We start from the raw sequence: 24,518 nt of genomic DNA, 5'->3' as shown, positions 1-24,518 counted from the left end.
ATGATTTTAAGTGAAAATAGAGAAGATGAGTTAAGAAAATTTGCAACAAAAATCCGATTAAATACTCTTAGAACATTGAATCATCTTGGATTCGGCCATTATGGAGGGAGTCTGTCTATAGTAGAAGTTTTAGCAGTGCTTTATGGTGAAATAATGCCGATGACTCCAGAAATATTTGCGTCACGAGATAGAGATTATTTTGTTTTATCCAAGGGACATGCTGGACCAGCTTTGTACAGCACACTCTATTTGAATGGTTTCTTTGACAAAGAATTCTTATATTCTTTAAATACAAATGGAACCAAATTACCGTCTCATCCTGATAGAAATCTAACGCCGGGCATAGATATGACAACTGGCTCTTTAGGACAGGGAATTAGTGTTGCAACCGGACTTGCATATGGTCAGAGAATAAGAAAAAGTCCCTTTTATACCTATGCTATTGTTGGAGATGGTGAGTTAAATGAGGGACAATGTTGGGAGGCTATACAGTTTGCTTCTCATCAACAGTTATCTAATTTAATTGTATTTGTAGACGATAACAAAAAACAATTAGATGGTTTTACAAAGGATATTTGTAATCCAGGTGATTTTGTAGAAAAATTCTCAGCATTTGGGTTTGAATCCATTAGGGTCAATGGTTCAGATATTAGAGAAATTTATGAAGGGATTATCCAATTAAAACAGTCAAATAATTCATCCCCTAAGTGTATTGTATTAGATACTATTAAAGGTCAAGGAGTTCGAGAGCTGGAAGAAATGAAATCCAATCATCATCTTCGCCCTACTGTAGAGGAGAGACAAATGTTAACTTCAGTTGTAGAAAGATTAAGTCAGGAATTGGAGGAAACAGAATGATGAGAAGTACGAAAGAATTACGACATGTGTATAGAGATTTCCTTCTAGAGGCTAACCAAAGTTATTCTGATATAGTAGTTTTAGAAGCAGATTTGTCAAGTTCTATGGCTACTAATAATCTTGAAAAGGACTTTAGAGACCGTTATGTGAATGTTGGAATCATGGAAGCAGAAATGGTCGGGCTTGCAGCAGGTTTATCTATTCAGGGGTTTAGACCTTATCTTCATACATTTGGCCCTTTTGCTTCACGAAGAGTATTTGATCAATTATTTATTTCTCTTGGATACGCACAATTGGATGCCACTGTGATTGGATCAGATGCAGGAGTAACTGCAGAAATGAATGGTGGGACACATATGCCATTTGAAGAAATTGGATTGTTACGTTTAATTCCTAAATCAATCATTTTCGAAGCAACTGATGATATCCAATTTCGTGAAATCTTGAACCAGACATTAGACTTAAAAGGACTAAAATATATTCGAACAATTAGAAAAGCTCCAGAGGCTGTATATCAAGGTGGAGAAGATTTTTCTAAAGGCTACATTGAGTTAAGACACGGTGAAGATGTTGTAATAGTTGCTTCTGGCATAATGGTTGCTCCAAGTATTCGAGTTGCGGATGAACTGTTTAAATTAGGTTATTCAGTAGGTGTGATAGATTTATTTAGAATCAAACCGATACCAGAACAGATAAAAACAATGTTAAGTGGAAAAACTATATTTACTGTAGAAAACCACAATCAGATAGGTGGAATTGGCAGTGCTTTATGTGAATTATTCTCTGATGATGGAATAACAAAAATTCATCGGATGGGTGTTCAAGAAAGATTCGGTCAAGTAGGGAAAATGGATTATCTTCTTAATGAATATGGTTTGAGTGAATCGAATATAAAAGAGAAAGTTCTAGAGTTTTATAATGCAAGATAGATGTTAAATACACTTATCTGAAAGAACTTCTGTAAAAATTACATTACGTTATTTAAAGCAAGCGGATTAAAAGCATATTCTGGTAATCAGAAAGTGCCCTGATCCGCTTTGTTGTTTTTAATTTAAAATGTTTATATGTGTATAGAATTTTCTGAAAATTCAAGAATTTTCTTCTGTTCATTGCCTTTAAAATGTGCTATAATAGTAAAAACTGAAATGGGAGGGATAAGATGACTGAATTAGATAAACGTCACCGCAGTAGCATTTATGACAGCATGGTAAAATCACCAAACCGTGCCATGCTTCGTGCGACTGGTATGACAGATAAGGACTTTGAAACACCGATTGTAGGGGTTATTTCGACCTGGGCGGAAAATACACCATGTAACATTCACTTGCATGATTTCGGGAAATTGGCTAAAGAGGGTGTCAAATCAGCAGGTGCTTGGCCTGTGCAGTTTGGGACTATCACTGTAGCGGACGGGATTGCTATGGGAACGCCTGGTATGCGTTTCTCTTTGACATCTCGTGATATCATCGCGGACTCTATCGAGGCGGCGATGGGTGGTCACAACGTCGATGCCTTTGTCGCTATCGGTGGCTGTGACAAGAACATGCCTGGTTCTATGATTGCTATTGCTAATATGGATATCCCAGCTATTTTCGCCTATGGTGGAACCATTGCACCGGGAAATCTTGATGGCAAAGACATCGACTTGGTTTCTGTTTTTGAAGGTATCGGAAAATGGAATCACGGTGACATGACGGCTGAGGATGTGAAACGTCTTGAATGTAATGCCTGCCCTGGCCCTGGTGGCTGTGGTGGTATGTACACAGCTAATACCATGGCGACTGCTATCGAAGTTCTCGGTATGAGTTTGCCAGGCTCTTCATCTCATCCAGCTGAATCAGCTGACAAGAAAGAAGATATCGAAGCAGCAGGACGTGCTGTTGTTAAGATGTTGGAACTAGGTCTTAAACCATCAGATATCTTGACTCGTGAAGCCTTTGAAGATGCTATCACTGTAACTATGGCTCTAGGTGGTTCTACAAACGCCACTCTTCACTTGCTTGCCATTGCCCATGCTGCCAATGTTGACTTGTCACTTGAGGACTTCAATACGATTCAAGAACGTGTGCCTCACTTGGCTGACTTGAAACCATCTGGTCAGTATGTCTTCCAAGATCTCTACGAAGTCGGTGGTGTGCCTGCGGTTATGAAATATCTCTTGGCAAATGGTTTCCTTCATGGAGACCGCATCACATGTACTGGTAAGACTGTCGCTGAGAACTTGGCTGACTTTGCAGACCTCACTCCAGGTCAAAAAGTTATTATGCCACTTGAAAATCCAAAACGTGCGGATGGTCCGCTTATCATCTTGAACGGGAACCTTGCCCCTGACGGTGCGGTTGCCAAGGTATCAGGTGTGAAAGTGCGTCGTCACGTTGGACCAGCTAAGGTCTTTGACTCAGAAGAAGATGCTATTCAGGCCGTTCTGACAGATGAAATCGTTGATGGCGATGTAGTCGTTGTTCGTTTCGTTGGACCTAAGGGTGGTCCTGGTATGCCTGAGATGCTGTCACTTTCATCAATGATTGTTGGTAAAGGTCAAGGAGACAAGGTTGCCCTCTTGACAGATGGACGCTTCTCTGGTGGTACTTATGGTCTGGTTGTTGGACATATCGCTCCTGAAGCTCAGGATGGTGGACCAATTGCCTACCTTCGTACAGGCGATATCGTTACGGTTGACCAAGATACCAAAGAAATTTCCATGGCCGTATCCGAAGAAGAACTTGAAAAACGCAAGGCAGAAACAACCTTGCCACCACTCTATAGTCGTGGTGTCCTCGGTAAATATGCCCATATCGTATCATCTGCTTCACGCGGAGCCGTGACAGACTTCTGGAATATGGACAAGTCAGGTAAAAAGTAAATTCAAAAAGCAAGCCAACTTTGGCTTGCTTCTTTTCATCTTCAAAAGTAATTTACCTGCTTAACGAGGTGGCAGTCCAAGGGCAATGCGGCCGTAGCGACTGATTCGTGTAATCTTCCAGGCAGGCGACCAGGTAACTTCAACCTTGACATCTTCGATACCCTCGATTTGTTTCAGACCTGCCACGATTTCGATAGGCAGGCTTTCGGCGCAATCGCAGGCGGTGTCGGTGAAGGTCATGACAATCTTACAGAGGCCTGTTTCGTCTAGATTGATCTCATAAATCAGCCCTAGATTGTACACATCCAATTCCACATCTGTATCAAAAACCTTCTCTAGTTTTTCGATAATTTGGTCTTGCAAGGCCAAAGCCCGGTCATTGATTTTGATATCGTCTCTCATTACAGTCCCTCCACGTGATAAATATCCTCTATTTTCTCATAATTCTGACAATTTGGCAAGTTTTTGATGAATTTTCTGAAAAAATATGATAATATAAAGAAAACACTGAATCAAGGGGAAGCCTATGGAGCAGATTGGAAAAGTCTTTAGACAATTACGAGAGTCAAGAAATATCTCGCTGAGACAAGCAACTGGGGGACAATTTTCGCCGTCTATGTTATCTCGCTTTGAAACAGGTCAGAGTGAGCTTTCGGTGGAAAAGTTCTTATTTGCCCTAGAAAATATATCTGCTAGTGTAGAGGAAATTCTCTTTCTGGCGAGAGGTTTTCAGTATGATACAGATTCTGAGTTGAGAAAAGAAATCATAGATGTCTTGGATCCAAAGAATATAGCTCCGCTTGAGGACTTGTATCGCAGGGAGTATCAAAAGCATGCCCATTCTCACAATAAACAGAAACATATTCTAAATGCCATTATTATCAAGTCTTATATGAAGAGCATGGATGAAAGGGTAGAGTTAACAGCAGAGGAAGGGAAAGTTCTTCATGATTATTTGTTTTCTACCGAGATTTGGGGAATCTATGAACTCAATTTATTTTCAGTCAGTTCACCATTTCTATCTGTTTCTCTTTTCACTAGGTATGTTAGAGAGATGGTACGTAAATCTGATTTTCTAATGGAAATGTCTGGTAATCGAAACCTGTTTCACACTATACTATTGAATGGCTTTTTAGCTAGCATTGAGTGTGAAGAATTTACCAATGCCTCTTATTTTAAACGTGTTATCGAAGAGCATTTCTACAATGAAAATGAAACCTATTTCCGAATTGTCTATTTGTGGGCAGAAGGTCTCCTTGATAGCAAGCAAGGCAGAGTCAAGGAAGGTCAGAAAAAGATGGAAGATGCTGTCCGTATTTTTGAGATGCTTGGGTGTAATAAATCTGCCGAATACTATAGAAATACGACCGATTGTTGAATATCTGCAAACTAAGAAAATTATTTGAAATTTTAAGTGATAGAATTGTTGAGCTCTCTCAGGTCATCAAATAAGTTCTATCGTTTCTTTGTGCACATTTTTTTGTTGCATATATTCAAAAGTTTTTCCTCTAAAATTTCTAAGTGCTATACTATAGTCATACTTCACATAAAACTTATACTCTTCGAAAATCAAATTCAAACTACGTCAACGTCTCCTTGCCGTACTCAAGTACAACCTGCGGCTAGCTTCCTAGTTTGCTCTTTGATTTTCATTGAGTATTTGAACAAGAAGGGAGATTACCTATGAAACTATTGTTCAGAAATCAAGCTTATCGTCTCTTGACTTTGTCACGCTTCTTCAATGCTTTTGGTGCTTCGATTTTCAACCTGGTATTTATCGTCTATGCATCGACCTTGTCACAAGCATCCTTTGCTGTTGCTATGGCGAATATTGTCATGATTATTCCGACTCTCTTTACAGTTTTTGTAGGGATTCGGGCAGATTACACGAGGGACAAGGTCAAATGGATGATCTATAGCGGTTTGTTTCAGGCAGTTTTATTTTTTCTAGCAGCCCTAGTTGTTCAGCAAGCTAGTCTCTTTGCCTTTTCTAGTCTGTGTTTAATCAATGTCATTAGCGATGTCATCAGTGATTTTGCTGGTGGTTTGCGCATGCCTCTTATTAAGGAAAAAGTAGCTGAAGATGATCTGATGGAGGCTTACTCATTTTCACAGTTCATCACCTATATTTCAGCTATTGGGGGTCAAGCTTTTGGAGTCTGGCTCTTAGGTCTATCGGTCAACAATTTTTCCCTCGTTGCGGGAATCAATGCCTGTTTTTTCCTAGTATCAGCCGTTATCCTCTTTTTAGGAAAAAGCAAATTGAGCCTGTCAATGTCATCTGCTGATGGTAAAATTCTAAAAAATGAGAAGCTTCCGATCAAAGAGCAGTTCCTAACGATTTATCGAAATTTACGTCTCGTTTTTCTTAAAGGTGGACAGAAAAACTTTGGATTCATGATCTTTGCTGTCTTGCTTATCAATGCCTTGGGTGGGGCTTTAGGAAGCATCTATAACATCTTCTTTTTGAGCCATTCTCTCTTGAATTTTTCTTACACAGAGGCACTATTTATCAATCAATTCGGTGTTTTAGTAGCAATCATCATCAGTAGCCTTACGGGCAATGATTATTTTGGGAAGCAGTCCTTGCCTAGATTGATGATGTGGGTGACCGTAGGACTCAGTCTAATTGGTCTAGCTAATTTATTCAATCAAGTCGTACTTGGTTTACTATTTCTCTTTTCAACTCTGTATGTGTCTGGTAAAGTTCAACCAAAGATTAGTGCCATGCTCATGAAAAATCTAGCTCCAGAGGTTCTAGCTCGTACCAGTAATTTTTTAGGTCTCTTGTTTACCTTATCCATACCTGTGGGAACAGCCTGTTTTTCACTTGTAGCCGTATGGAATATACAGTTGACTTGGATACTATTTGTTGGTTTTTCCTTCCTAGCTATTCTTTTGACAGTTATTAATCTCAAAAATGATATCTAATACTCTTCGAAAATCTCTTCAAACCACGTCAGTGTCGCCTTACCGTACTCAAGTACAGCTTGCGGCTAACTTCCTAGTTTGCTTTTTGATTTTCATTGAGTATAAATCCTAATTTTTTTCTTACTGTTTTAATCCCTTTATTTATGGTAAAATAAGACTATTAAGTTTAAAGAGGATTCCCTATGAAATTACAAAAACCAAAAGGAACGCAGGATATCTTGCCTGCTGAGTCTGCCAAGTGGCAGTATGTTGAGGGCTTTGCCCGTGAGATTTTCAAGCGCTACAACTACGCAGAAGTGCGCACGCCCATTTTTGAGCATTACGAGGTTATCAGTCGCTCTGTCGGAGATACAACGGATATCGTAACCAAGGAAATGTACGATTTCTATGACAAGGGTGACCGCCATATCACCCTCCGTCCAGAAGGAACTGCGCCCGTTGTCCGTTCCTATGTGGAAAATAAACTCTTCGCCCCAGAAGTGCAAAAGCCAAGCAAGTTCTATTACATGGGACCTATGTTCCGTTATGAGCGTCCACAGGCAGGGCGTTTGCGCCAATTCCACCAGATTGGTGTTGAGTGTTTTGGCTCTAGCAATCCAGCTACCGATGTGGAAACAATCGCTATGGCAGCCCATTTCTTGAAAGAAATCGGTATCCAAGGTGTCAAATTGCACCTCAACACTCTTGGAAATCCTGAGAGCCGTGCGGCTTACCGTCAAGCCTTGATTGACTATTTGACACCGCTCAAGGAGACCTTGTCTAAGGATAGCCAACGTCGTTTGGAGGAAAATCCTCTCCGTGTCTTGGACTCTAAAGAAAAAGAAGACAAGGTAGCAGTAGAGAATGCGCCGTCTATCTTGGACTTTCTTGATGAAGAAAGCCAAGCTCATTTTGATGCGGTGCGTCAGATGTTGGAAAATCTTGGAGTAGACTATATCATCGATACCAATATGGTGCGTGGTCTAGACTACTACAACCACACCATTTTCGAGTTTATCACTGAGATTGAGGGCAATGACCTGACAGTCTGTGCAGGTGGTCGTTACGATGGTTTGGTTGCTTACTTTGATGGCCCTGAAACTGCTGGATTTGGTTTTGGACTTGGTGTAGAGCGCCTGCTTCTCATTCTTGAAAAGCAAGGTGTGGCCCTCCCTATCGAAAACGCCCTAGATGTCTATATCGCAGTCTTGGGTGATGGAGCAAATGTCAAGGCTTTGGAATTGGTACAAGCTCTTCGCCAACAAGGATTCAAAGCAGAGCGTGATTACCTCAATCGTAAACTCAAAGCTCAATTCAAGTCAGCCGATGTCTTTGCGGCTAAGACTCTCATCACTCTAGGAGAGAGTGAAGTCGAAAGCGGACAAGTAACGGTTAAGAACAACCAAACCCGAGAAGAAGTGCAAGTGTCACTTGAAACAATCAGCCAAAACTTCTCAGAAATCTTTGAAAAATTAGGATTTTAATGATAGATAAACTGGTCAGGAACCTGCTCCTGACCTTTTTCTTTTGCAAAATGACAAAAATCATAAACTTTTTGACAAATATGCTTGTCAAAAAGAAAAAGATGTGTTACAATGTAAGCAAGTTAAGAGAAAAGGAGAAAGGAATGCTTAAAAATCGTTTAAAAGAGCTTCGGGCTCGCGATGGTCTCAATCAAACCGAACTAGCTAAGCTAGCAGGGGTTTCAAGGCAGACCATTAGCCTACTAGAACGGGATGAGTACACCCCGTCCATTATCATTGCCCTGAGAATATCTCAAATTTTCAACGAAACAGTCGAATCGGTATTTCGCTTGGAGGAGGACGAGTGATGAACAAGTATAAAGTAATCTATTATGTAGTTGCCATAGCTCTATTAGTCAGCCTGTGTCTACTAATTGGAACAAATCTAGGATGGTTTGATCTCTATTACAGCGACCAATTTATTTGGGCCTACTTTGTCCTCATCCCAGTAATTGAATGGATTGAAAAGAAATCCAAAAATCTAGCAAGTGAAAAAGGAGAATGAATATGAAAAAGAAAGGTGGATTGTTATTTTTGATGTCTATTGTCTTGGGAGGTTTCTTGGGCATGTTTGTAGGGATGTTTAAGGCACGTGCCGAATCCAACGGAATTATTTTAGATGTAAAACCCTTGATACCATGGCTATCAGCTATCAGCTTACTACTAGCCGTCATTATTCTTTTTTTGACTTTCAATTTCCTAAAGAAAAGCAGAAAATTTCATTCCTTGTATCAAGAGGAAATGGATGATGATCTGAATGAAACCTATTATGTGCAGATGTATCGGAATCTCGAGTTTGGAACTATTGCTTTTAATAGTGCAAGCGTAGCGATTTTATTGGCTCTCTTCATTTCAGGAAGTGAAGTAATTGTACTCGATATAAGCCATATAACCTTATCCCTTTCCTTTTTGGGGTTAGTGTTAGTTTTAAATGCTCAAAAATATCTTTTTAAGACCATTGCTATTGTTCGTCAGTTTGATTTGGCATTTTTCTCTACACCAAAGGATGTCATGGACTTTATCAATTCTTACGATGAAGGGGAGCGCCAGGCTAATTTGGAACAGAGTTTTCGGATTTTATTCCAATTACATCAGTATGTCTTGCCAACCTTGTACTTTCTGATTGCTCTCTTTTCCTTACTGACAGGAGAGATTCAGCTACTAGCTTTCGTACTTGTCGGAGCCATCCATGTTTATATCAATGTGATGCAGTTACCTATGGTAAAACGCTATTTCAAATAAAGGAGTTTCTATGATTCGTGTTGAAAATGTAAGCAAAAGTTTTGGGAGCAAAAAAGCTCTTCATCAGATTTCTTTTGAGATTAAGGAGGGTGAAATCTTTGGTTTTCTTGGCCCTTCTGGCTCAGGTAAAACAACCATGATCAATGTCTTAACAGGACAGTTGGCTGCAGATCAAGGTAAAACAGTTTTGTTAGGCAAGAATTCTCAAGATTTAACCTCAAATGATTTGGAACAAATTGGTATTGTTAGTGATGGCAGTGGTTTTTATGAAAAGATGAGTCTTTATAAAAATCTTCTCATCTATGCTAAGTTATATGGCCTCAAGGCAGATAGAGTAGTTCAGGTGCTTCAACAGGTTGGATTGGCAGATGCTAAAGATATTATTGCAGAAAAGTTATCTACTGGAATGAAACAACGAATGTTCTTGGCTCGTGCCCTTCTGAATGCTCCTAAGATTCTCTTTCTAGATGAGCCAACCAGTGGCTTAGACCCTACAACATCTAAGATGATTCATACCCTACTTCAAGAATTAAAGCAGGCGGGGACAACTATCTTTCTGACCACGCATGATATGAATGAAGCAACTCTGCTTTGTGATCGCTTATCTCTTTTGAATAAGGGTAACCTAATAGAGTATGGAAGTCCGCAAGATATCATCCAGAAGTACCATGTGGATAAGAAAGTACGTGTGGTTTATAACGACGGACGAGAACAGATAGTTCCATTTGATGAATTACCACATTTAGACACGACAGATTTGATGGTGGTTCACTCTTGTGAGCCAACTTTAGAAGAAATCTTTATCAGATTGACAGGAGAAAAGTTAGATGTTTAGAAAATTAAATGCCCTACTATGGTTAAGATTACAAGTTCTTATCAGCAATTCAACTTTGTTGGCGACTCTATTGTTGCCTTTTGGACTGGCTGTTCTATATAATGAGTTCTTAAACAAGAGTGGAGAATTGAGTACGTATTTCCTTTCTATGAGTTTGACGATGGTCTTGAGCATGGGAAGTGGTTATATGGTATCGATTATGATGGCAGAAGATAAGGAAAAGCGCAATCTTAAATCACTCATCCTAAGTGGTGTGACAGCAACAGAATATACTTTCAGTATGCTCATTCTCCCTCTGTTGATTATGTTGCTTGGAATGATTTTACTACCAATCTATTTTAAAGTGGATGTATCAGGTTACTTATTGGCCTATGTTATCTATTTGGTCTTAGCAGCTATTAGTGTTATTTTTCTCAACCTTCTAATCGGTGCAGTGTCAGATACTCAGTCTAAAGCGCAAGTTTATAGTATGTTTCCTGTGTTTATCGTCTCTTTTTTACCCATGATTGCTCTTCAAAATGATACGGTTCAGAAAGTGTTGGATTACTCTTTTATTGGTCCAATTGTAAATCTTTTAAATAAAAAAGGTGGGGAAATATCTTTTTCTAATATTGGTATGTTACTTGCCTGGGTACTTGTGTTAGGAATAGCGAACCTCTTTGTATTGAAAAATAGCTATAAAGCAAGATAGGAGATTTATATGAAACTACTTAAAAACCTCGGCTGGTTTCTTCTAGCCATTCTATCTTTTCTGGTTATCTATGGGACCGTTCAAAGTGGGGCTGTAGAAGCTTTGAAACTGGGCGCTTCGCCCTATGCTACTACCTTGCTTTATGTGGCCTTGGCTGGAGTATATGTGTACGTCATTTATAAATGGTACCAGAAAGCTCCTGTTCATATTGAGAAGAGTGGCTTTAACCGATTTATTTGGCTCCCTGCCTTGGTTTGGTTCTTATCTCTGGTTGTCCAGTTTTTCTTGCCAAATGATCCTTCAGTAAATCAACAAACAGCGATAGACTTGACCTTGTCTCAACCCCTTTTCTCATTCTTTGCGGTCGTTATTTTTGCTCCTTTGACGGAAGAGCTTATCTTTAGAGGGATGTTGGCACGCTATCTCTTTCCTAAGCAGGACAATAGTAAACAAACTCTGCTTTTCCTTCTGGTAACAAGTGTTCTATTTGCCTTGATTCATTTCCCAGGAACTTTGCAACAGTTTTTGGTTTATGCTAGTCTAGGATTGAGTTTGGGGCTGGCTTATGTAAGTCGAAAAGGTCTTCTTTACAGCATTTCTCTTCACGCTTTGAATAATTTAGTGAGCTTTTTGATGATTCTCATGCTATAATAGAGTCAGGAGGTCACATGAAACGAGTAATTTTATTAGCAGTGATTCAAGCAGTCGTTCTATTTTTCATCATTGGAGCGCTAGCTTATGCCTTTAAGGGCGATTTCTTCTATAACTATCTAGCAGTCGTCTTTGCCCCTATTGCAGGTGTCTTGCGCTTTGGGACAGCTTACACAACGGAAATTGTCTTGCCTCGAAAGGCAGCCGAAATTGCTGAAAAGCGTAAAGCAGGCAAAAATTCAAAATAAAAGAGTCCGATGAAGTTCATCGGATTTTTGTATGGACGCTAATTTTTAGGACCTTCACCTGATTTTTAAAGACTGGCAAACTTTTCTGATGATTTTCATGAAGAGCCTGCGCTTTTATGGTAAAATAGTAACAGAATAAAAGAGGAGAGAAACAATGAAACGTAGTATGTATGCTGGTCGTGTTCGTGAGGAACACATCGGACAAGAAATTACCTTGAAAGGATGGGTTGGACGTCGTCGTGACCTTGGTGGTTTGATCTTTATCGACCTTCGTGACCGTGAAGGAATCATGCAGTTGGTTATCAACCCAGAAAAAGTATCTGCAGAGGTTATGGCAACAGCTGAAAGCCTTCGTAGCGAGTTTGTTATCGAAGTGACTGGTCAAGTCGTTGCGCGTGAGCAAGCCAATGATAAGTTGCCAACTGGTGCAGTTGAGTTGAATGTGACAGCTCTTACTGTGCTCAATACAGCTAAAACAACACCATTTGAGATTAAGGATGGCATTGAGGCCAATGACGATACACGTTTGCGTTACCGTTACCTTGACCTTCGTCGTCCAGAAATGTTGGAAAATCTTAAACTTCGTGCTAAAGTGACCCACTCTATCCGAAATTACTTGGATGAGTTGGAGTTTATCGACGTGGAGACACCATTCCTTTCTAAGTCAACTCCTGAAGGGGCGCGTGACTATTTGGTGCCATCTCGTGTTAATAAAGGGCATTTTTATGCCCTTCCTCAAAGTCCACAAATTACGAAACAGCTCTTGATGAATGCTGGTTTTGACCGTTACTACCAAATCGTAAAATGTTTCCGTGACGAGGACTTGCGTGGTGACCGCCAGCCTGAGTTTACCCAGGTCGACTTGGAAACGTCTTTCCTCACTGAGCAAGAAATCCAAGATATCACAGAAGGTTTGATTGCGCGCGTCATGAAAGAAACAAAAGGAATCGAGGTAACTCTTCCATTCCCTCGTATGAAATACGATGATGCGATGTCTCTTTACGGTTCTGACAAACCTGATACGCGTTTTGACATGTTGCTTCAGGACTTGACAGAAGTGGTCAAAGGTGTTGATTTCAAAGTCTTCTCAGAAGCACCTGCCGTTAAAGCCATTGTGGTCAAAGGGGCTGCGGACAACTATTCACGTAAAGACATTGACAAGATGACAGAAGTAGCCAAACAGTACGGTGCCAAAGGTCTTGCTTGGGTCAAGGTAGTTGACGGAGAATTAAACGGACCAGTTGCCAAATTCTTGACTGGCATCCAAGCAGACTTGACAACAGCGCTTGCTCTTGAAGACAAGGACTTGGTTCTCTTTGTGGCGGATACGCTTGAAGTGGCGAATGCAACACTTGGTGCCCTTCGTGGACGCATTGCCAAAGAGCTTGGTTTGATTGATAACGATAAATTCAATTTCCTTTGGGTTGTTGACTGGCCAATGTTTGAATGGTCTGAAGAAGAAGGTCGTTACATGAGCGCCCACCATCCATTTACTCTACCACAGGAAGAGACTGCTCACGAATTAGAAGGTGATTTGGCGAAGGTTCGTGCCATTGCTTACGATATTGTCTTGAACGGTTATGAACTTGGTGGTGGTAGCCTTCGTATCAACCAAAAAGACCTTCAAGAACGTATGTTCAAGGCTCTTGGTTTCTCAGCCGAAGAAGCAAATGACCAGTTTGGTTTCCTTCTTGAAGCCATGGACTATGGTTTCCCACCACACGGTGGCTTGGCTATCGGGCTTGACCGATTTGTCATGCTCTTAGCAGGAGAAGAAAATATTCGTGAAGTTATTGCCTTCCCTAAGAACAATAAGGCAAGTGACCCAATGACACAAGCTCCTTCAACAGTAGCTCTCAAACAACTAGAGGAACTCAGCTTACAAGTAGAAGAAGATGAAACAAGCAAAACGAATTAAGCGGTGGCGCTATTATCTGCGTCGCTTTGCTCATCAGATAAAAATTTTACGTGTCTTACAAAGCATCTCTCGCGAAAAATATGATGAGAAGATTTCGGCCTCTCTGGTCTATGGATTTTTATCAGCAGTAGCGGTCAATTTCTTTTTCCAACCAGGTCATGTGTATTCGAGTGGTGCGACAGGTCTGGCACAGATTATCTCTGCCTTGAGTAATCACTGGTTTGGTTTTCATATCCCGATTTCGTTGACCTTCTATGCCATTAATTTCCCTTTGATGGTCTTGGCTTGGTATCAAATTGGGCATAAGTTCACCGTCTTTACCTTTATAACGGTATCCATGAGTTCCTTCTTTATCCAGTTTGTCCCTGTGGCGACCTTGACGGAGGATCCCATTATCAATGCCCTTTTTGGGGGTGTTGTCATGGGCTTGGGGATTGGTTTTGCTCTTCGAAACAATATCTCCAGTGGTGGGACGGATATCGTCAGCCTGACTATTCGCAAGAAAACGGGTAAGAATGTTGGTAGTATTTCTTTCTTGGTAAATGGGACCATCATGCTGATAGCAGGCTTGACCTTTGGTTGGGAATACGCTCTCTACTCTATGATTACCATCTTTGTCTCTAGCCGTGTCACAGACGCTGTCTTTACCAAGCAAAAACGGATGCAGGCCATGATTGTGACCAATCATCCAGAGAAGGTAATTGAAAAAATCCATAAAAAATTGCACCGCGGTGCAACCATGATCCACGATGCAGAAGGAACCTATAATCACGAAAGAAAGGCAGTTTTAATCACTGTCATTACACGTGCAGAGTTTAATGAATTTAAACAGATTATGAAACAGGTGGATCCAAGCGCCTTTGTCTCTGTCTCGGAGAATGTTCATATTTTGGGACGGTTCGTTGAAACAGATAATTAGTGATCAAAAAAACCAGCTCGAGCTGGTTTTTATTTTTCGATAATTTTGTGGGCAATCAACTGACGGTAACAAATTTGTTTATTGCTTTTAGCATCGTTGATAATCTGGAGGATGGTTTCAAGGGAAACACGACCAAGTTCTAGGCTATTGATATCAACATAGGCTGCCAAGTTGAGCTTGGGATTGACCGAGTCAAAGCTGAGAACAGGGACATCCAGTTGGTGCTTAGCAATATAGTCACAGACCCCTTCGGCTAGGAGACTATCGGTTGTAATAATAGCATCAATCTGAGGATCATGCTGAAAGAGGAGTTTACTAAATTGATACCCTTTTTCTTCTAAGAATTCCGTTGCAAAATAGGTCAAATTTCCGTCAATAGGCAGTTGGTATTGTTTGAGTGCTGACTCATAGCCTGTTAAACGGTCTTGCGTTACGAAGAGTCGCTTAGTCCCTCCAATGAAGGCAATTCGTTTGCAGCCTTTTTTGATGAAATATTCGGTTGCATCAAAACCAGCTTGGACATTGTCATTGTCAACAAGAGGGATAAAGGGTGAAATGGATTTTCCTAGGATGAGGAAGGGGAACTGCTCATCAGCAACTAGTTTGACCAAGGGATCTTCCTCTTCGGCATAAAGGAAAATCAAACCATCCACACGTTTACCGTAAACCATCTGTGAAATCGCTTTAAGTCGCTCTTTTTCATCTTTACCTGTTGCAATCTGAATAGCATAGTGGTTTTCAGATGCGACTTGGGCGATACCACGGAGGACAGATGGGAAGAAAGGATTTTGATAGAAGGCGTCTGAGTCGTCAGGAAGAACCAAGCCGATCACTTGGGTATAACTGCTTACCAAGCTACGAGCATTGAGGTTGGGGTGGTAATTGAGCTCCTTCATAGCCTTGCGAACGCGTTTTTTTGTTTCGTCGCTAATGGTTGATTTGTTTTGAATAACACGGGTTACGGTTGAAGGCGAAACACCAGCAGCCTTGGCCACGTCTTTAATCGTAACGGGCATAAAAATCTCCTATTTATGGTAATCTAGATCACGGAAATGCGTTTTATAAAAGATAGTAACCAGATACAGAACAAAAAGAATATTTTGTACAGTAATGAGAGTTGTCATATTTTGGCCAAATAAGCCCAAAATAAGCGTAATCAGAGTAGGTAATCCTAAACAGTTCAAGATAAAATGGTAGCACTCTTTAAAGGTCCTAAATGAAAAGAGGCGTGATTTCTTAGTGATATAAAGGAGAAGACTGGCTCCCAGAGAGACGATAAAGAAATTCAAACCAAAGAGGAAGCTAGCACCGAGAACTAGGAAGAGACTGATATAGACACGATTTTGCTGGTACCAGTCTTTAGAAATGGCTTGGGTCAAGCTGTCTTTACTTTTGAAACTCTCAGTCTGAATCGCTCGGTAAGAGACACGGGTCAGTTCTTTACTTTCCTTGCTGATGACGAGCTCATTCGTATCGAAATGCAGTTGCAAGTCCTTAGGTAATTCCTTGCTTTGACTTGGACCGATCACAATAGAAGGCGCTTGACTAGCTGTTCCAGTATAAGTTAATTTGCCATCAACAATTCTAGCGTGTTCAGAGAGATCCTGGACAACCTCATCTGTCAATGGTTCATAGACATTATCGATAAAGGTTTCTAGCGGATAAGTCTCCTGTGAGCTGTTTTGGATGGCAATGGGGACCATAGACAAGCTGATAAGGAAGATACTGGTAAAGAGAAGCTGAAACCAGTTGAGTCCGAAACGTTTGGACAGGGGCTTACGAAATCCCCAAATACTTGAAAAATAAGAAAATGGATATGGAAGCATTTGTATCTTTCTAAAAGGTGTTTTCTATATGAGTATTATTATATAGAGAAATGTGCTTTATTTCAAGTCTAGGAGACAAATTGCTTGTTACAAGGATAGTTTTATAGTCACAAGCTCCAAAATGAAAAAGGGTGGCGGGGATATATTATCCCTTGTCGCCACCACTTGTAAGTCCTGAAACAAAGTTCTTTTGTAGGAAGAAGAAGAGAATACAGATTGGAAGGGCAATGAGGATAGCACCTGCTGAGAAGTAGGCAATCTTCAAGTTTTTCACATTGCTAACGAAGGTTTGGAGACCTACGGCAACAGTAAAGTATTCTTTCTCACGAAGCAAGAAACTAGAGAGGATATAGTCTCCAAAAGGTCCCATGAAGGCCCAGAGAGCTTGTACGGCAACCATTGGGCGAACAAGTGGAAGAACAATTTGCCAGAAGCGGCGGAAGTGTCCTGCACCGTCTAGTTTTGCAGATTCGTCTAGAGACATTGGCACTGTATCGAAGTAGCCTTTCATGAGCCAAGCATTCATCGGGATACCTCCACCAACATAAAGGAAGATGAGGAACCAGCTGTGGTTAAGGGCGTTCAACATAAGCGCCATAACGAAGAAGGCTGTCAAAGCGGCCATGGTTGGTACCATTTGAATAATCAAGAAGAAGACCAAACTTTGTTTACGAGCCAAGAAGTTGTAACGGCTGTAGGCATAACCAGCAAGTACGATGATACTTGTTTGAACTGCCATGGTAACCAAGGCGATGATCAAGGTATTGAGATACCATGTACCGTATAGGGTTTCAGTAAAGAGTCCTTTAAAGTTATCAAAATTGAAGTTGATGTTAGTATCGAGTTTAAAGGCTGCGACGTTACCTGCTTTAAAGGCTGACATGATGGTAATCAATAGTGGATAGATGATGACAATTGATAGGCCGATCAAGTAGAGATAAGTAAGGGTTTGAGTCAGTCTACGTTTGAGTTTAATTGAGTTATTCATCTTAGACGTCCTCCATATCAAATGCGTGTAGTTTCTTGAATGCGATCATAGAGATTGAGATGACAATGATAGAGATAATCAAGGTAACAGCTGCCGCCATTGAGTATTGAGGAGATGTACCTGTTGTCAAACGGTAGATCCATGAGATCAAGATATCGGTTGAACCAGCTCCACCTCCGACACTACCAGGTCCTCCACCATTGAAGAGGTACATGATAGAGAAGTTGTTAAAGTTGAAGGTGTATTGACTAATCAAAGTAGGTGCCGCAACAGCCAAGATCATTGGGAAAGTGATGTTGCGGAATTTTTGCCAAGCATTGGCACCGTCAATATAAGCTGCTTCGTAAAGGTCGTTAGGAATAGATTGTAAGATACCCAAGGTTAAAACGTAGATGTATGGGAATCCAAGCCAACCCTGCATCATAATCAAGGCAATCTTAGTCCAAGTTGGGTCTGTTTTCCAAGGAATAAGAGCACCATCAAGGAAAGGAAGGAATTTAGCTAAGATTGGCAATACTTGAGTGTTGATGGCTCCGACACTATCGTTAAACATATTTGAGAATGTCAAGATAGTGATGAAGGCTGGAACAGCCCAAGGAAGAAGGAAAATAACACCAAAGACACGTTTTCCTTTGATAAATGGTTGGTTAGCAATGATAGCTGTGAAGATACCGATGACGATCTGTAAAGTTGAGGCAGCCAAAGCCCAGATGATAGTCCAAGAAAGAACGGCACCAAAGGCAGAACGGAAGGTACTCAAACTCCAGATGTTCGTAAAGTTGGTCAAACCAACCCAGTCCAACAATTTGTTTGGTGGCAAGTGTTGGAAGTCGTAGTTGGTAAAGGCGATCATCAAGGTTACGATAACTGGGAAGATGATCGCAAAAGTCATGGCAACATAAGATGGAATGATCAAGAGGTAAGGGAAGCCATTTTCATAGATTCCTTTGACCATTTCTTTAAAGGTAAGTGCTACTGGTATGCCATTGTTAATGTGTTTGGCAGTTGTATGTGCATCTTTGATATTTGCGAAATAAAAGAGTACATAAACAACTACAAAGATTAAATGGAAGGCACCACGAATCAGCATAAAGAGGGAATTGTCACGACCTGGTTTGTCACCAAGAGTGATGAGATTACTCAATTCAGGGGCTGCAAGTGCTAGGAAGTAGAGGAGAAATACAAGGGTTACACCAAGGAAGATAAAACCTTTTGCTTTTTGTTTATTGTAAATCTGTCCTAACCCAGGAATGATAGACAGCAGGGCTGCTTTACTAGGTTGTTGCTTTTCCATAATAACTCCTTTCATAGGATACTAGTTTCTAGTTAAAACCTAAACTATATATGTTTTCTATTGATAAATTCAAAGGGGGATTTGAATTCCACCCCCCTTGAACAAATTTTTTATTCACCAAATTTTTGTTTGATTGTTTCTTTGATCAATGTTACAGCGTCGTTAGCAGCTGTTTTCGCATCTTTCTTACCACTTACAGCATCAAAGAGCATATTTTTCGCTGGATCCCAAACTGCAGACATTTGAGAGATGTTTGGCATTGGTTGAGCGTTCTTGAACTGTTTGATAACAGCTGTTGTCAACTCATCGTTTTTACCTTCAGCGTATGAACGAGCCTCAGTGTTAGCTGGGATTTCGTTAGTCTTATCGTATAATACTTTTTGTTGTTCAGTTGAAACAAGGAAGTCTACAAATTTTTGAGAAGCTTCAAGGTTCTTAGTGGCTTGAGGGATGACCCAAGCTTTACCACCACCAAATGCAGCATATTCTTTTCCGTTTGGAAGAGTTGGGATAGTCGCAACACCGTAGTTTACTTTAGCATCTTTGAAGGCTTGGGCTTTCCAAGGTCCGTCGATGATAGCAGCTGTTTTACCTTCTTGGAAATGAGTTTGGATTAAGTTGCCAGCACCTTCCGTATCTTGCATACCTTTAGGCCATTTTTCATACCAAGATTTAGCGTATTCTATACCTTTGATAGCGCCGTCGTTGGCAAGACCGATATCTTTAGCATCCTTACCGTTTTGACCGAATACGTAAGCGCCGTTACCAGCAAGAAGTCCGTATGCATAGTAGAAGTTTGTCCAGTCAGCTAGGAAAGCAGAAGTTTTTCCATCTTCACCAGCGAAGGCATATTTGCTATCTTTAGCAAGGTTTTCTAAGTCAGCAAAAGTTTTTGGAGCTTCTTTTATCAAGTCTTTGTTGTAGTACATAACAAGTGACTCGATAACGGCAGGAGCACCGTAAACTTTACCATTAGCAGCTGTTACAAGAGATTTAGTTGTGTCGTCTGTTTTAGCACCATCGCTCAATTTCACTTCTGAAAGTTGTCCGTCAGAACCAAGGCTACCTACACGGTCGTATGGAGCCATCATAACATCAGGGACATTACCAGATTGGTTGTCAAGAGAAAGTTTATCAAGACCTCCTAGAGCATCACCAGTTTTAAGAGTGACTTTTACTCCAGTTTCTTTTTCATAAGCTTTAGCAACCTCTTCAATATAGCTCTTATATCCCTCGTCTACATATACAGTGAGTTCTTTCGCTTCAGATGAACCAGAATCAGCAGGCTTATCAGCAGTTTTGCTTCCGCAAGCTACCAAAAGCAAGCTAGCAAGTGTAACAGTTCCAAGCACAGCAGCGCTCTTCATAAATTTAGATGACATAGTGTATTCCTCCTAAAGAATAACAAATTTTATAATGAGGAAACGCAAACGTTTTCCTTTATGGGACTAGTATAACACAATCGGAAAGCGGTTGCAAGTGTTTTTTGTAAAAATTTTTAAAAAAATTGTGAAAAAAGTAAACGCTTTATCGTTATATAATAGTAGAAAATCCCAAAAATCGGTTTTGTTTTAAATTTAAAAAAAGTTGAGAAAACGATTGCCTAATTTACAAATGGAAAGCAGGGAGAATTCTCACTTTGTTTTTGCTTAAAGATAAGTGAAACGCTTATTCCTATTTTGTTTGTTGCCTAAAAGAATATATATACGAGTAAGAAGAAAAAATTTTTAAAAAATAATCAAAAAAGTTACTTAAAACCGCTTGCATTTATCGAGAAAATGAGCTATACTAGTAATAGCGCAAACGTTTGCGTTCATAAAAATGTAATATCTAACTATAAACACATGAGGTGCTTATTATGAAAAAACGTCAAAGTGGTGTGTTGATGCACATTTCTTCTCTTCCAGGAGCATACGGAATCGGATCATTTGGTAAAAGTGCTTACGACTTCGTTGATTTCTTGGTTCGCACAAAACAACGTTACTGGCAAATCCTTCCACTAGGAACAACTAGTTACGGAGACTCTCCTTACCAATCTTTCTCAGCCTTCGCAGGGAACACTCATTTTATCGATTTAGATATCTTGGTGGAACAAGGTTTGTTGCAAGCAAGTGACCTTGAAGGGGTTGACTTTGGTAGCGATGCGTCTGAAGTTGATTATGCGAAAATCTACTATGCACGTCGTCCTCTTTTAGAAAAAGCGGTAAAACGTTTCTTGGAAGTAGGAGATGTTAAAGATTTTGAGAAATTTGCTCAAGACAACCAATCATGGCTTGAACTCTTTGCAGAGTATATGGCTATCAAAGAGCATTTTGATAATCTTGCTTGGACTGAATGGCCAGATGCAGATGCTCGTGCTCGTAAAGCTTCAGCACTTGAAAGCTACCGTGAGCAATTGGCAGACAAGTTGGTTTACCACCGTGTGACTCAATACTTCTTCTTCCAACAATGGTTGAAATTGAAAGCTTACGCTAACGACAACCACATCGAAATCGTTGGGGACATGCCAATCTACGTAGCGGAAGATTCAAGCGATATGTGGGCAAATCCACATCTCTTTAAGACAGATGTTAACGGTAAGGCGACTTGCATCGCAGGATGCCCACCAGATGAATTTTCTGCAACTGGTCAGCTTTGGGGTAACCCAATCTATGACTGGGAAGCAATGGACAAAGATGGTTACAAATGGTGGATTGAACGCTTACGTGAAAGCTTCAAAATCTACGACATCGTTCGTATTGACCACTTCCGTGGTTTCGAATCTTACTGGGAAATCCCTGCTGGTTCCGATACAGCAGCACCTGGTGAGTGGGTGAAAGGTCCTGGCTACAAGCTTTTTGCAGCCGTTAAGGAAGAGCTTGGTGAGCTAAACATCATCGCAGAAGATCTTGGTTTCATGACAGACGAAGTTATCGAATTGCGTGAACGTACTGGCTTCCCAGGAATGAAGATTCTTCAATTTGCCTTCAACCCAGAAGACGAAAGTATCGATAGCCCACACTTGGCACCTGCTAACTCAGTTATGTACACAGGAACACACGATAACAATACGGTCCTTGGTTGGTACCGTAACGAGATCGATGATGCGACTCGTGAATACATGGCGCGCTACACTAACCGTAAAGAATACGAAACAGTGCCACATGCTATGCTTCGTACAGTCTTTTCATCAGTTAGCTTCATGGCAATTGCAACTATGCAAGATTTGCTAGAATTGGATGAGGCAGCTCGTATGAACTTCCCATCTACCCTTGGTGGAAACTGGTCTTGGCGTATGACTGAAGATCAATTGACACCAGCTGTCGAGGAAGGCTTGCTTGACTTGACAACAATCTATCGCCGAATCAATGAAAATTTGGTAGAATTAAAGAAATAATACAATATCAGGAGACACCTTAAACATGTTATCACTACAAGAATTTGTACAAAATCGTTACAATAAAACCATTGCAGAATGTAGCAATGAAGAGCTTTACCTGGCTCTTCTTAACTACAGCAAGCTTGCAAGTAGCAAAAAACCAGTTAACACTGGTAAGAAAAAAGTTTACTACATCTCAGCTGAGTTCTTGATTGGTAAACTTTTGTCAAACAACTTGATCAACCTTGGTCTTTACGACGATGTCAAAAAAGAACTTGCAGCTGCAGGTAAAGACTTGATCGAAGTTGAAGAAGTTGAATTGGAACCATCTCTTGGTAATGGTGGTTTGGGACGTTTGGCTGCCTGCTTTATCGACTCAATTGCTACTCTTGGTTTGAACGGTGACGGTGTTGGTCTTAACTACCACTACGGTCTTTTCCAACAAGTTCTTAAAAATAACCAACAAGAAACAATTCCAAACGCATGGTTGACAGAGCAAAACTGGTTGGTTCGCTCAAGCCGTAGCTACCAAGTACCATTTGCTCACTTCACATTGACATCAACTCTTTACGATATCGATGTACCTGGTTACAAGACAGAAACGAAGAACCGCTTGCGTTTATTTGACTTGGATTCTGTTGATTCTTCAATCATTAAAGACGGTATCAACTTTGACAAGACAGATATCGCTCGCAACTTGACTCTTTTCCTTTACCCAGATGATAGTGACCGTCAAGGTGAATTGCTCCGTATCTTCCAACAATACTTCATGGTTTCAAACGGTGCGCAATTGATCATCGACGAAGCAATCGAAAAAGGAAGCAACTTGCATGACCTTGCTGACTACGCAGTTGTACAAATCAATGATACTCACCCATCAATGGTTATCCCTGAATTGATCCGTCTTTTGACTGCTCGTGGTATCGAACTTGACGAAGCAATCTCAATCGTTCGTAGCATGACTGCCTACACTAACCACACAATCCTTGCTGAAGCCCTTGAAAAATGGCCTCTTGAATTCTTGCAAGAAGTGGTTCCTCACTTGGTACCAATCATCGAAGAGTTGGACCGTCGCGTGAAAGCAGAATACAAAGATCCAGCTGTTCAAATTATCGATGAGAGCGGACGTGTTCACATGGCTCACATGGATATCCACTACGGATACAGCGTTAACGGAGTAGCAGCACTTCACACTGAAATCTTGAAAAATTCTGAGTTGAAAGCTTTCTACGACCTTTACCCAGAAAAATTCAACAACAAAACAAACGGTATCACTTTCCGTCGTTGGCTCATGCATGCTAACCCAAGATTGTCTCACTACTTGGATGAGATTCTTGGAGAAGGTTGGCACCATGAAGCAGATGAGCTTGAAAAACTTTTGTCTTATGAAGACAAAGCAGCTGTCAAAGAAAAATTGGAAAGCATCAAGGCTCACAACAAACGTAAATTGGCTCGTCACTTGAAAGAACACCAAGGTGTGGAAATCAATACAAACTCTATCTTTGATATCCAAATCAAACGTCTTCACGAGTACAAACGCCAACAAATGAACGCTTTGTACGTGATTCACAAATACCTTGATATCAAAGCTGGTAACATCCCTGCTCGCCCAATCACAATCTTCTTTGGTGGTAAAGCAGCTCCAGCCTACACAATCGCTCAAGACATTATCCACTTAATCCTTTGCATGTCAGAAGTTATTGCTAACGATCCAGCAGTAGCTCCACACTTGCAAGTAGTTATGGTTGAAAACTACAATGTTACTGCAGCAAGCTTCTTGATCCCAGCATGTGATATCTCAGAACAAATCTCACTTGCTTCTAAAGAAGCTTCAGGTACTGGTAACATGAAATTCATGTTGAACGGAGCTTTGACTCTTGGTACTATGGACGGTGCTAACGTGGAAATCGCTGAGTTGGTTGGTGACGAAAACATCTACATCTTTGGTGAAGATTCAGAAACTGTTATCGACCTTTACGATAAAGCAGCATACAAATCAAGCGAATTCTATGCTCGTGAAGCTATCAAACCATTGGTTGACTTCATCGTTAGCGATGCAGTTCTTGCAGCTGGAAACAAAGAGCGCTTGGAACGTCTTTACAATGAATTGATCAACAAAGACTGGTTCATGACTCTTCTTGACTTGGAAGACTACATCAAAGTCAAAGAGCAAATGTTGGCTGACTACGAAGACCGTGACGCATGGTTGGATAAAGTTATCGTTAACATTGCTAAAGCAGGATTCTTCTCATCTGACCGTACAATCGCTCAGTACAACGAAGATATCTGGCACTTGAACTAATACTCTTCGTAAATCTCTTCAAACCACGTCAGCGTTATTTGCAACCTCAAAGCGGTGCTTTGAGCAACCTGCGGCTAGCTTCCTAGTTTGCT

General features: G+C 40.7%; 23 protein-coding genes. 17 read left to right on the top strand and 6 right to left on the bottom strand.

The annotated features are described in order from the left end of the window. The 3 genes from JQ841_RS03205 to ilvD all read left to right on the top strand — a co-directional run bounded on the left by JQ841_RS03205 (position 1) and on the right by ilvD (position 3,721). The gene (locus JQ841_RS03205; protein ID WP_024056493.1) at positions 1-858 is read left to right on the top strand and encodes a transketolase; all 858 of its coding nucleotides are present in this window, start codon (positions 1-3) and stop codon (positions 856-858) included. Next, positions 855-1,787 carry a transketolase family protein gene (locus JQ841_RS03200; protein WP_000986407.1) on the top strand — a complete coding sequence of 311 codons (933 nt, stop codon included), beginning with the start codon at positions 855-857 and terminating at the stop codon, positions 1,785-1,787. Before JQ841_RS03205 ends, JQ841_RS03200 begins: the two co-directional genes overlap by 4 nt. 230 nt (positions 1,788-2,017) lie before the next feature. Beyond that, positions 2,018-3,721, top strand: a complete 1,704-nt coding sequence (gene ilvD / locus JQ841_RS03195; protein WP_000137343.1) for a dihydroxy-acid dehydratase — start codon at positions 2,018-2,020, stop codon at positions 3,719-3,721. 60 nt (positions 3,722-3,781) lie between these two features. Here the strand turns inward: ilvD and JQ841_RS03190 are convergent, their stop codons facing one another. After that, on the bottom strand, positions 3,782-4,123 hold the full coding sequence (locus tag JQ841_RS03190; protein ID WP_001204052.1) for a metal-sulfur cluster assembly factor: 342 nt from the start codon (positions 4,121-4,123) through the stop codon (positions 3,782-3,784). Between the two features lie 124 nt (positions 4,124-4,247). Between JQ841_RS03190 and rgg the strand changes: the two genes are divergently transcribed. The 12 genes from rgg (at position 4,248) to JQ841_RS03130 (ending at position 14,658) form a co-directional block, all read left to right on the top strand. Further along, on the top strand, positions 4,248-5,099 hold the full coding sequence (gene rgg / locus JQ841_RS03185) for a quorum-sensing system transcriptional regulator Rgg (protein ID WP_024056776.1): 852 nt from the start codon (positions 4,248-4,250) through the stop codon (positions 5,097-5,099). Positions 5,100-5,404: 305 nt separating this feature from the next. After that, positions 5,405-6,652 (top strand): MFS transporter, encoded by a 1,248-nt coding sequence (locus tag JQ841_RS03180; protein WP_024056863.1) that lies wholly within the window; start codon positions 5,405-5,407, stop codon positions 6,650-6,652. 182 nt (positions 6,653-6,834) lie between these two features. Continuing rightward, the gene (gene hisS / locus JQ841_RS03175) at positions 6,835-8,115 is read left to right on the top strand and encodes a histidine--tRNA ligase (protein WP_000775845.1); all 1,281 of its coding nucleotides are present in this window, start codon (positions 6,835-6,837) and stop codon (positions 8,113-8,115) included. 143 nt (positions 8,116-8,258) lie between these two features. Continuing rightward, entirely contained in the window at positions 8,259-8,462 is a 204-nt protein-coding gene (locus tag JQ841_RS03170) for a helix-turn-helix transcriptional regulator (RefSeq protein ID WP_004240940.1), read from the top strand. Next, positions 8,462-8,659: a hypothetical protein gene (locus JQ841_RS03165; RefSeq protein ID WP_001046124.1), complete on the top strand. Its 198-nt coding sequence runs from the start codon at positions 8,462-8,464 to the stop codon at positions 8,657-8,659. Before JQ841_RS03170 ends, JQ841_RS03165 begins: the two co-directional genes overlap by 1 nt. A 2-nt stretch (positions 8,660-8,661) precedes the next feature. Then, a complete protein-coding gene (locus tag JQ841_RS03160; protein ID WP_000726539.1) occupies positions 8,662-9,396 on the top strand; it encodes a DUF3169 family protein in 735 nt (244 codons plus the stop codon). A 10-nt stretch (positions 9,397-9,406) separates the two neighbouring features. After that, positions 9,407-10,231 carry an ABC transporter ATP-binding protein gene (locus JQ841_RS03155; protein ID WP_024057248.1) on the top strand — a complete coding sequence of 275 codons (825 nt, stop codon included), beginning with the start codon at positions 9,407-9,409 and terminating at the stop codon, positions 10,229-10,231. Next, positions 10,224-10,922 carry an ABC transporter permease gene (locus JQ841_RS03150; RefSeq protein WP_020903388.1) on the top strand — a complete coding sequence of 233 codons (699 nt, stop codon included), beginning with the start codon at positions 10,224-10,226 and terminating at the stop codon, positions 10,920-10,922. Before JQ841_RS03155 ends, JQ841_RS03150 begins: the two co-directional genes overlap by 8 nt. Positions 10,923-10,931: 9 nt before the next feature. Then, a complete protein-coding gene (locus JQ841_RS03145; protein WP_020903389.1) occupies positions 10,932-11,573 on the top strand; it encodes a CPBP family intramembrane glutamic endopeptidase in 642 nt (213 codons plus the stop codon). A gap of 17 nt (positions 11,574-11,590) precedes the next feature. Next, the gene (locus tag JQ841_RS03140; protein ID WP_000832184.1) at positions 11,591-11,821 is read left to right on the top strand and encodes a hypothetical protein; all 231 of its coding nucleotides are present in this window, start codon (positions 11,591-11,593) and stop codon (positions 11,819-11,821) included. A gap of 154 nt (positions 11,822-11,975) precedes the next feature. Further along, the gene (aspS, locus tag JQ841_RS03135; RefSeq protein WP_203180101.1) at positions 11,976-13,739 is read left to right on the top strand and encodes an aspartate--tRNA ligase; all 1,764 of its coding nucleotides are present in this window, start codon (positions 11,976-11,978) and stop codon (positions 13,737-13,739) included. Next, the gene (locus JQ841_RS03130; protein ID WP_024057518.1) at positions 13,717-14,658 is read left to right on the top strand and encodes a YitT family protein; all 942 of its coding nucleotides are present in this window, start codon (positions 13,717-13,719) and stop codon (positions 14,656-14,658) included. Before aspS ends, JQ841_RS03130 begins: the two co-directional genes overlap by 23 nt. Positions 14,659-14,687: 29 nt before the next feature. On the opposite strand, the gene JQ841_RS03125 is transcribed toward JQ841_RS03130, so the two are convergent. From JQ841_RS03125 to JQ841_RS03105, 5 genes are all read right to left on the bottom strand, one after another. Further along, positions 14,688-15,674: a LacI family DNA-binding transcriptional regulator gene (locus tag JQ841_RS03125; protein ID WP_024057519.1), complete on the bottom strand. Its 987-nt coding sequence runs from the start codon at positions 15,672-15,674 to the stop codon at positions 14,688-14,690. Positions 15,675-15,683: 9 nt separating this feature from the next. Then, positions 15,684-16,484: a DUF1189 domain-containing protein gene (locus JQ841_RS03120; RefSeq protein ID WP_203180100.1), complete on the bottom strand. Its 801-nt coding sequence runs from the start codon at positions 16,482-16,484 to the stop codon at positions 15,684-15,686. A 145-nt stretch (positions 16,485-16,629) separates the two neighbouring features. After that, positions 16,630-17,472: a sugar ABC transporter permease gene (locus JQ841_RS03115; RefSeq protein ID WP_203180099.1), complete on the bottom strand. Its 843-nt coding sequence runs from the start codon at positions 17,470-17,472 to the stop codon at positions 16,630-16,632. A 1-nt stretch (position 17,473) separates the two neighbouring features. Continuing rightward, positions 17,474-18,766 carry a carbohydrate ABC transporter permease gene (locus tag JQ841_RS03110; RefSeq protein WP_203180098.1) on the bottom strand — a complete coding sequence of 431 codons (1,293 nt, stop codon included), beginning with the start codon at positions 18,764-18,766 and terminating at the stop codon, positions 17,474-17,476. A 110-nt stretch (positions 18,767-18,876) separates the two neighbouring features. Continuing rightward, positions 18,877-20,148 (bottom strand): maltodextrin ABC transporter substrate-binding protein, encoded by a 1,272-nt coding sequence (locus JQ841_RS03105; protein ID WP_000095474.1) that lies wholly within the window; start codon positions 20,146-20,148, stop codon positions 18,877-18,879. Positions 20,149-20,624: 476 nt separating this feature from the next. Here JQ841_RS03105 and malQ point away from each other — a divergent pair, with 476 nt between their 5' ends. Next, positions 20,625-22,142 (top strand): 4-alpha-glucanotransferase, encoded by a 1,518-nt coding sequence (gene malQ / locus JQ841_RS03100; protein WP_000747274.1) that lies wholly within the window; start codon positions 20,625-20,627, stop codon positions 22,140-22,142. Between the two features lie 25 nt (positions 22,143-22,167). Next, positions 22,168-24,426 carry a glycogen/starch/alpha-glucan family phosphorylase gene (gene glgP, locus JQ841_RS03095; RefSeq protein WP_203180097.1) on the top strand — a complete coding sequence of 753 codons (2,259 nt, stop codon included), beginning with the start codon at positions 22,168-22,170 and terminating at the stop codon, positions 24,424-24,426. The last annotated feature ends 92 nt before the right edge of the window (positions 24,427-24,518 follow it).

This window comes from Streptococcus mitis, from assembly GCF_905187535.1.
GTDB lineage: Bacteria > Bacillota > Bacilli > Lactobacillales > Streptococcaceae > Streptococcus > Streptococcus mitis_BS.
Note: the sequence above shows the minus strand (reverse complement) of the source record. Positions and strands in the feature narration are given on the sequence as shown.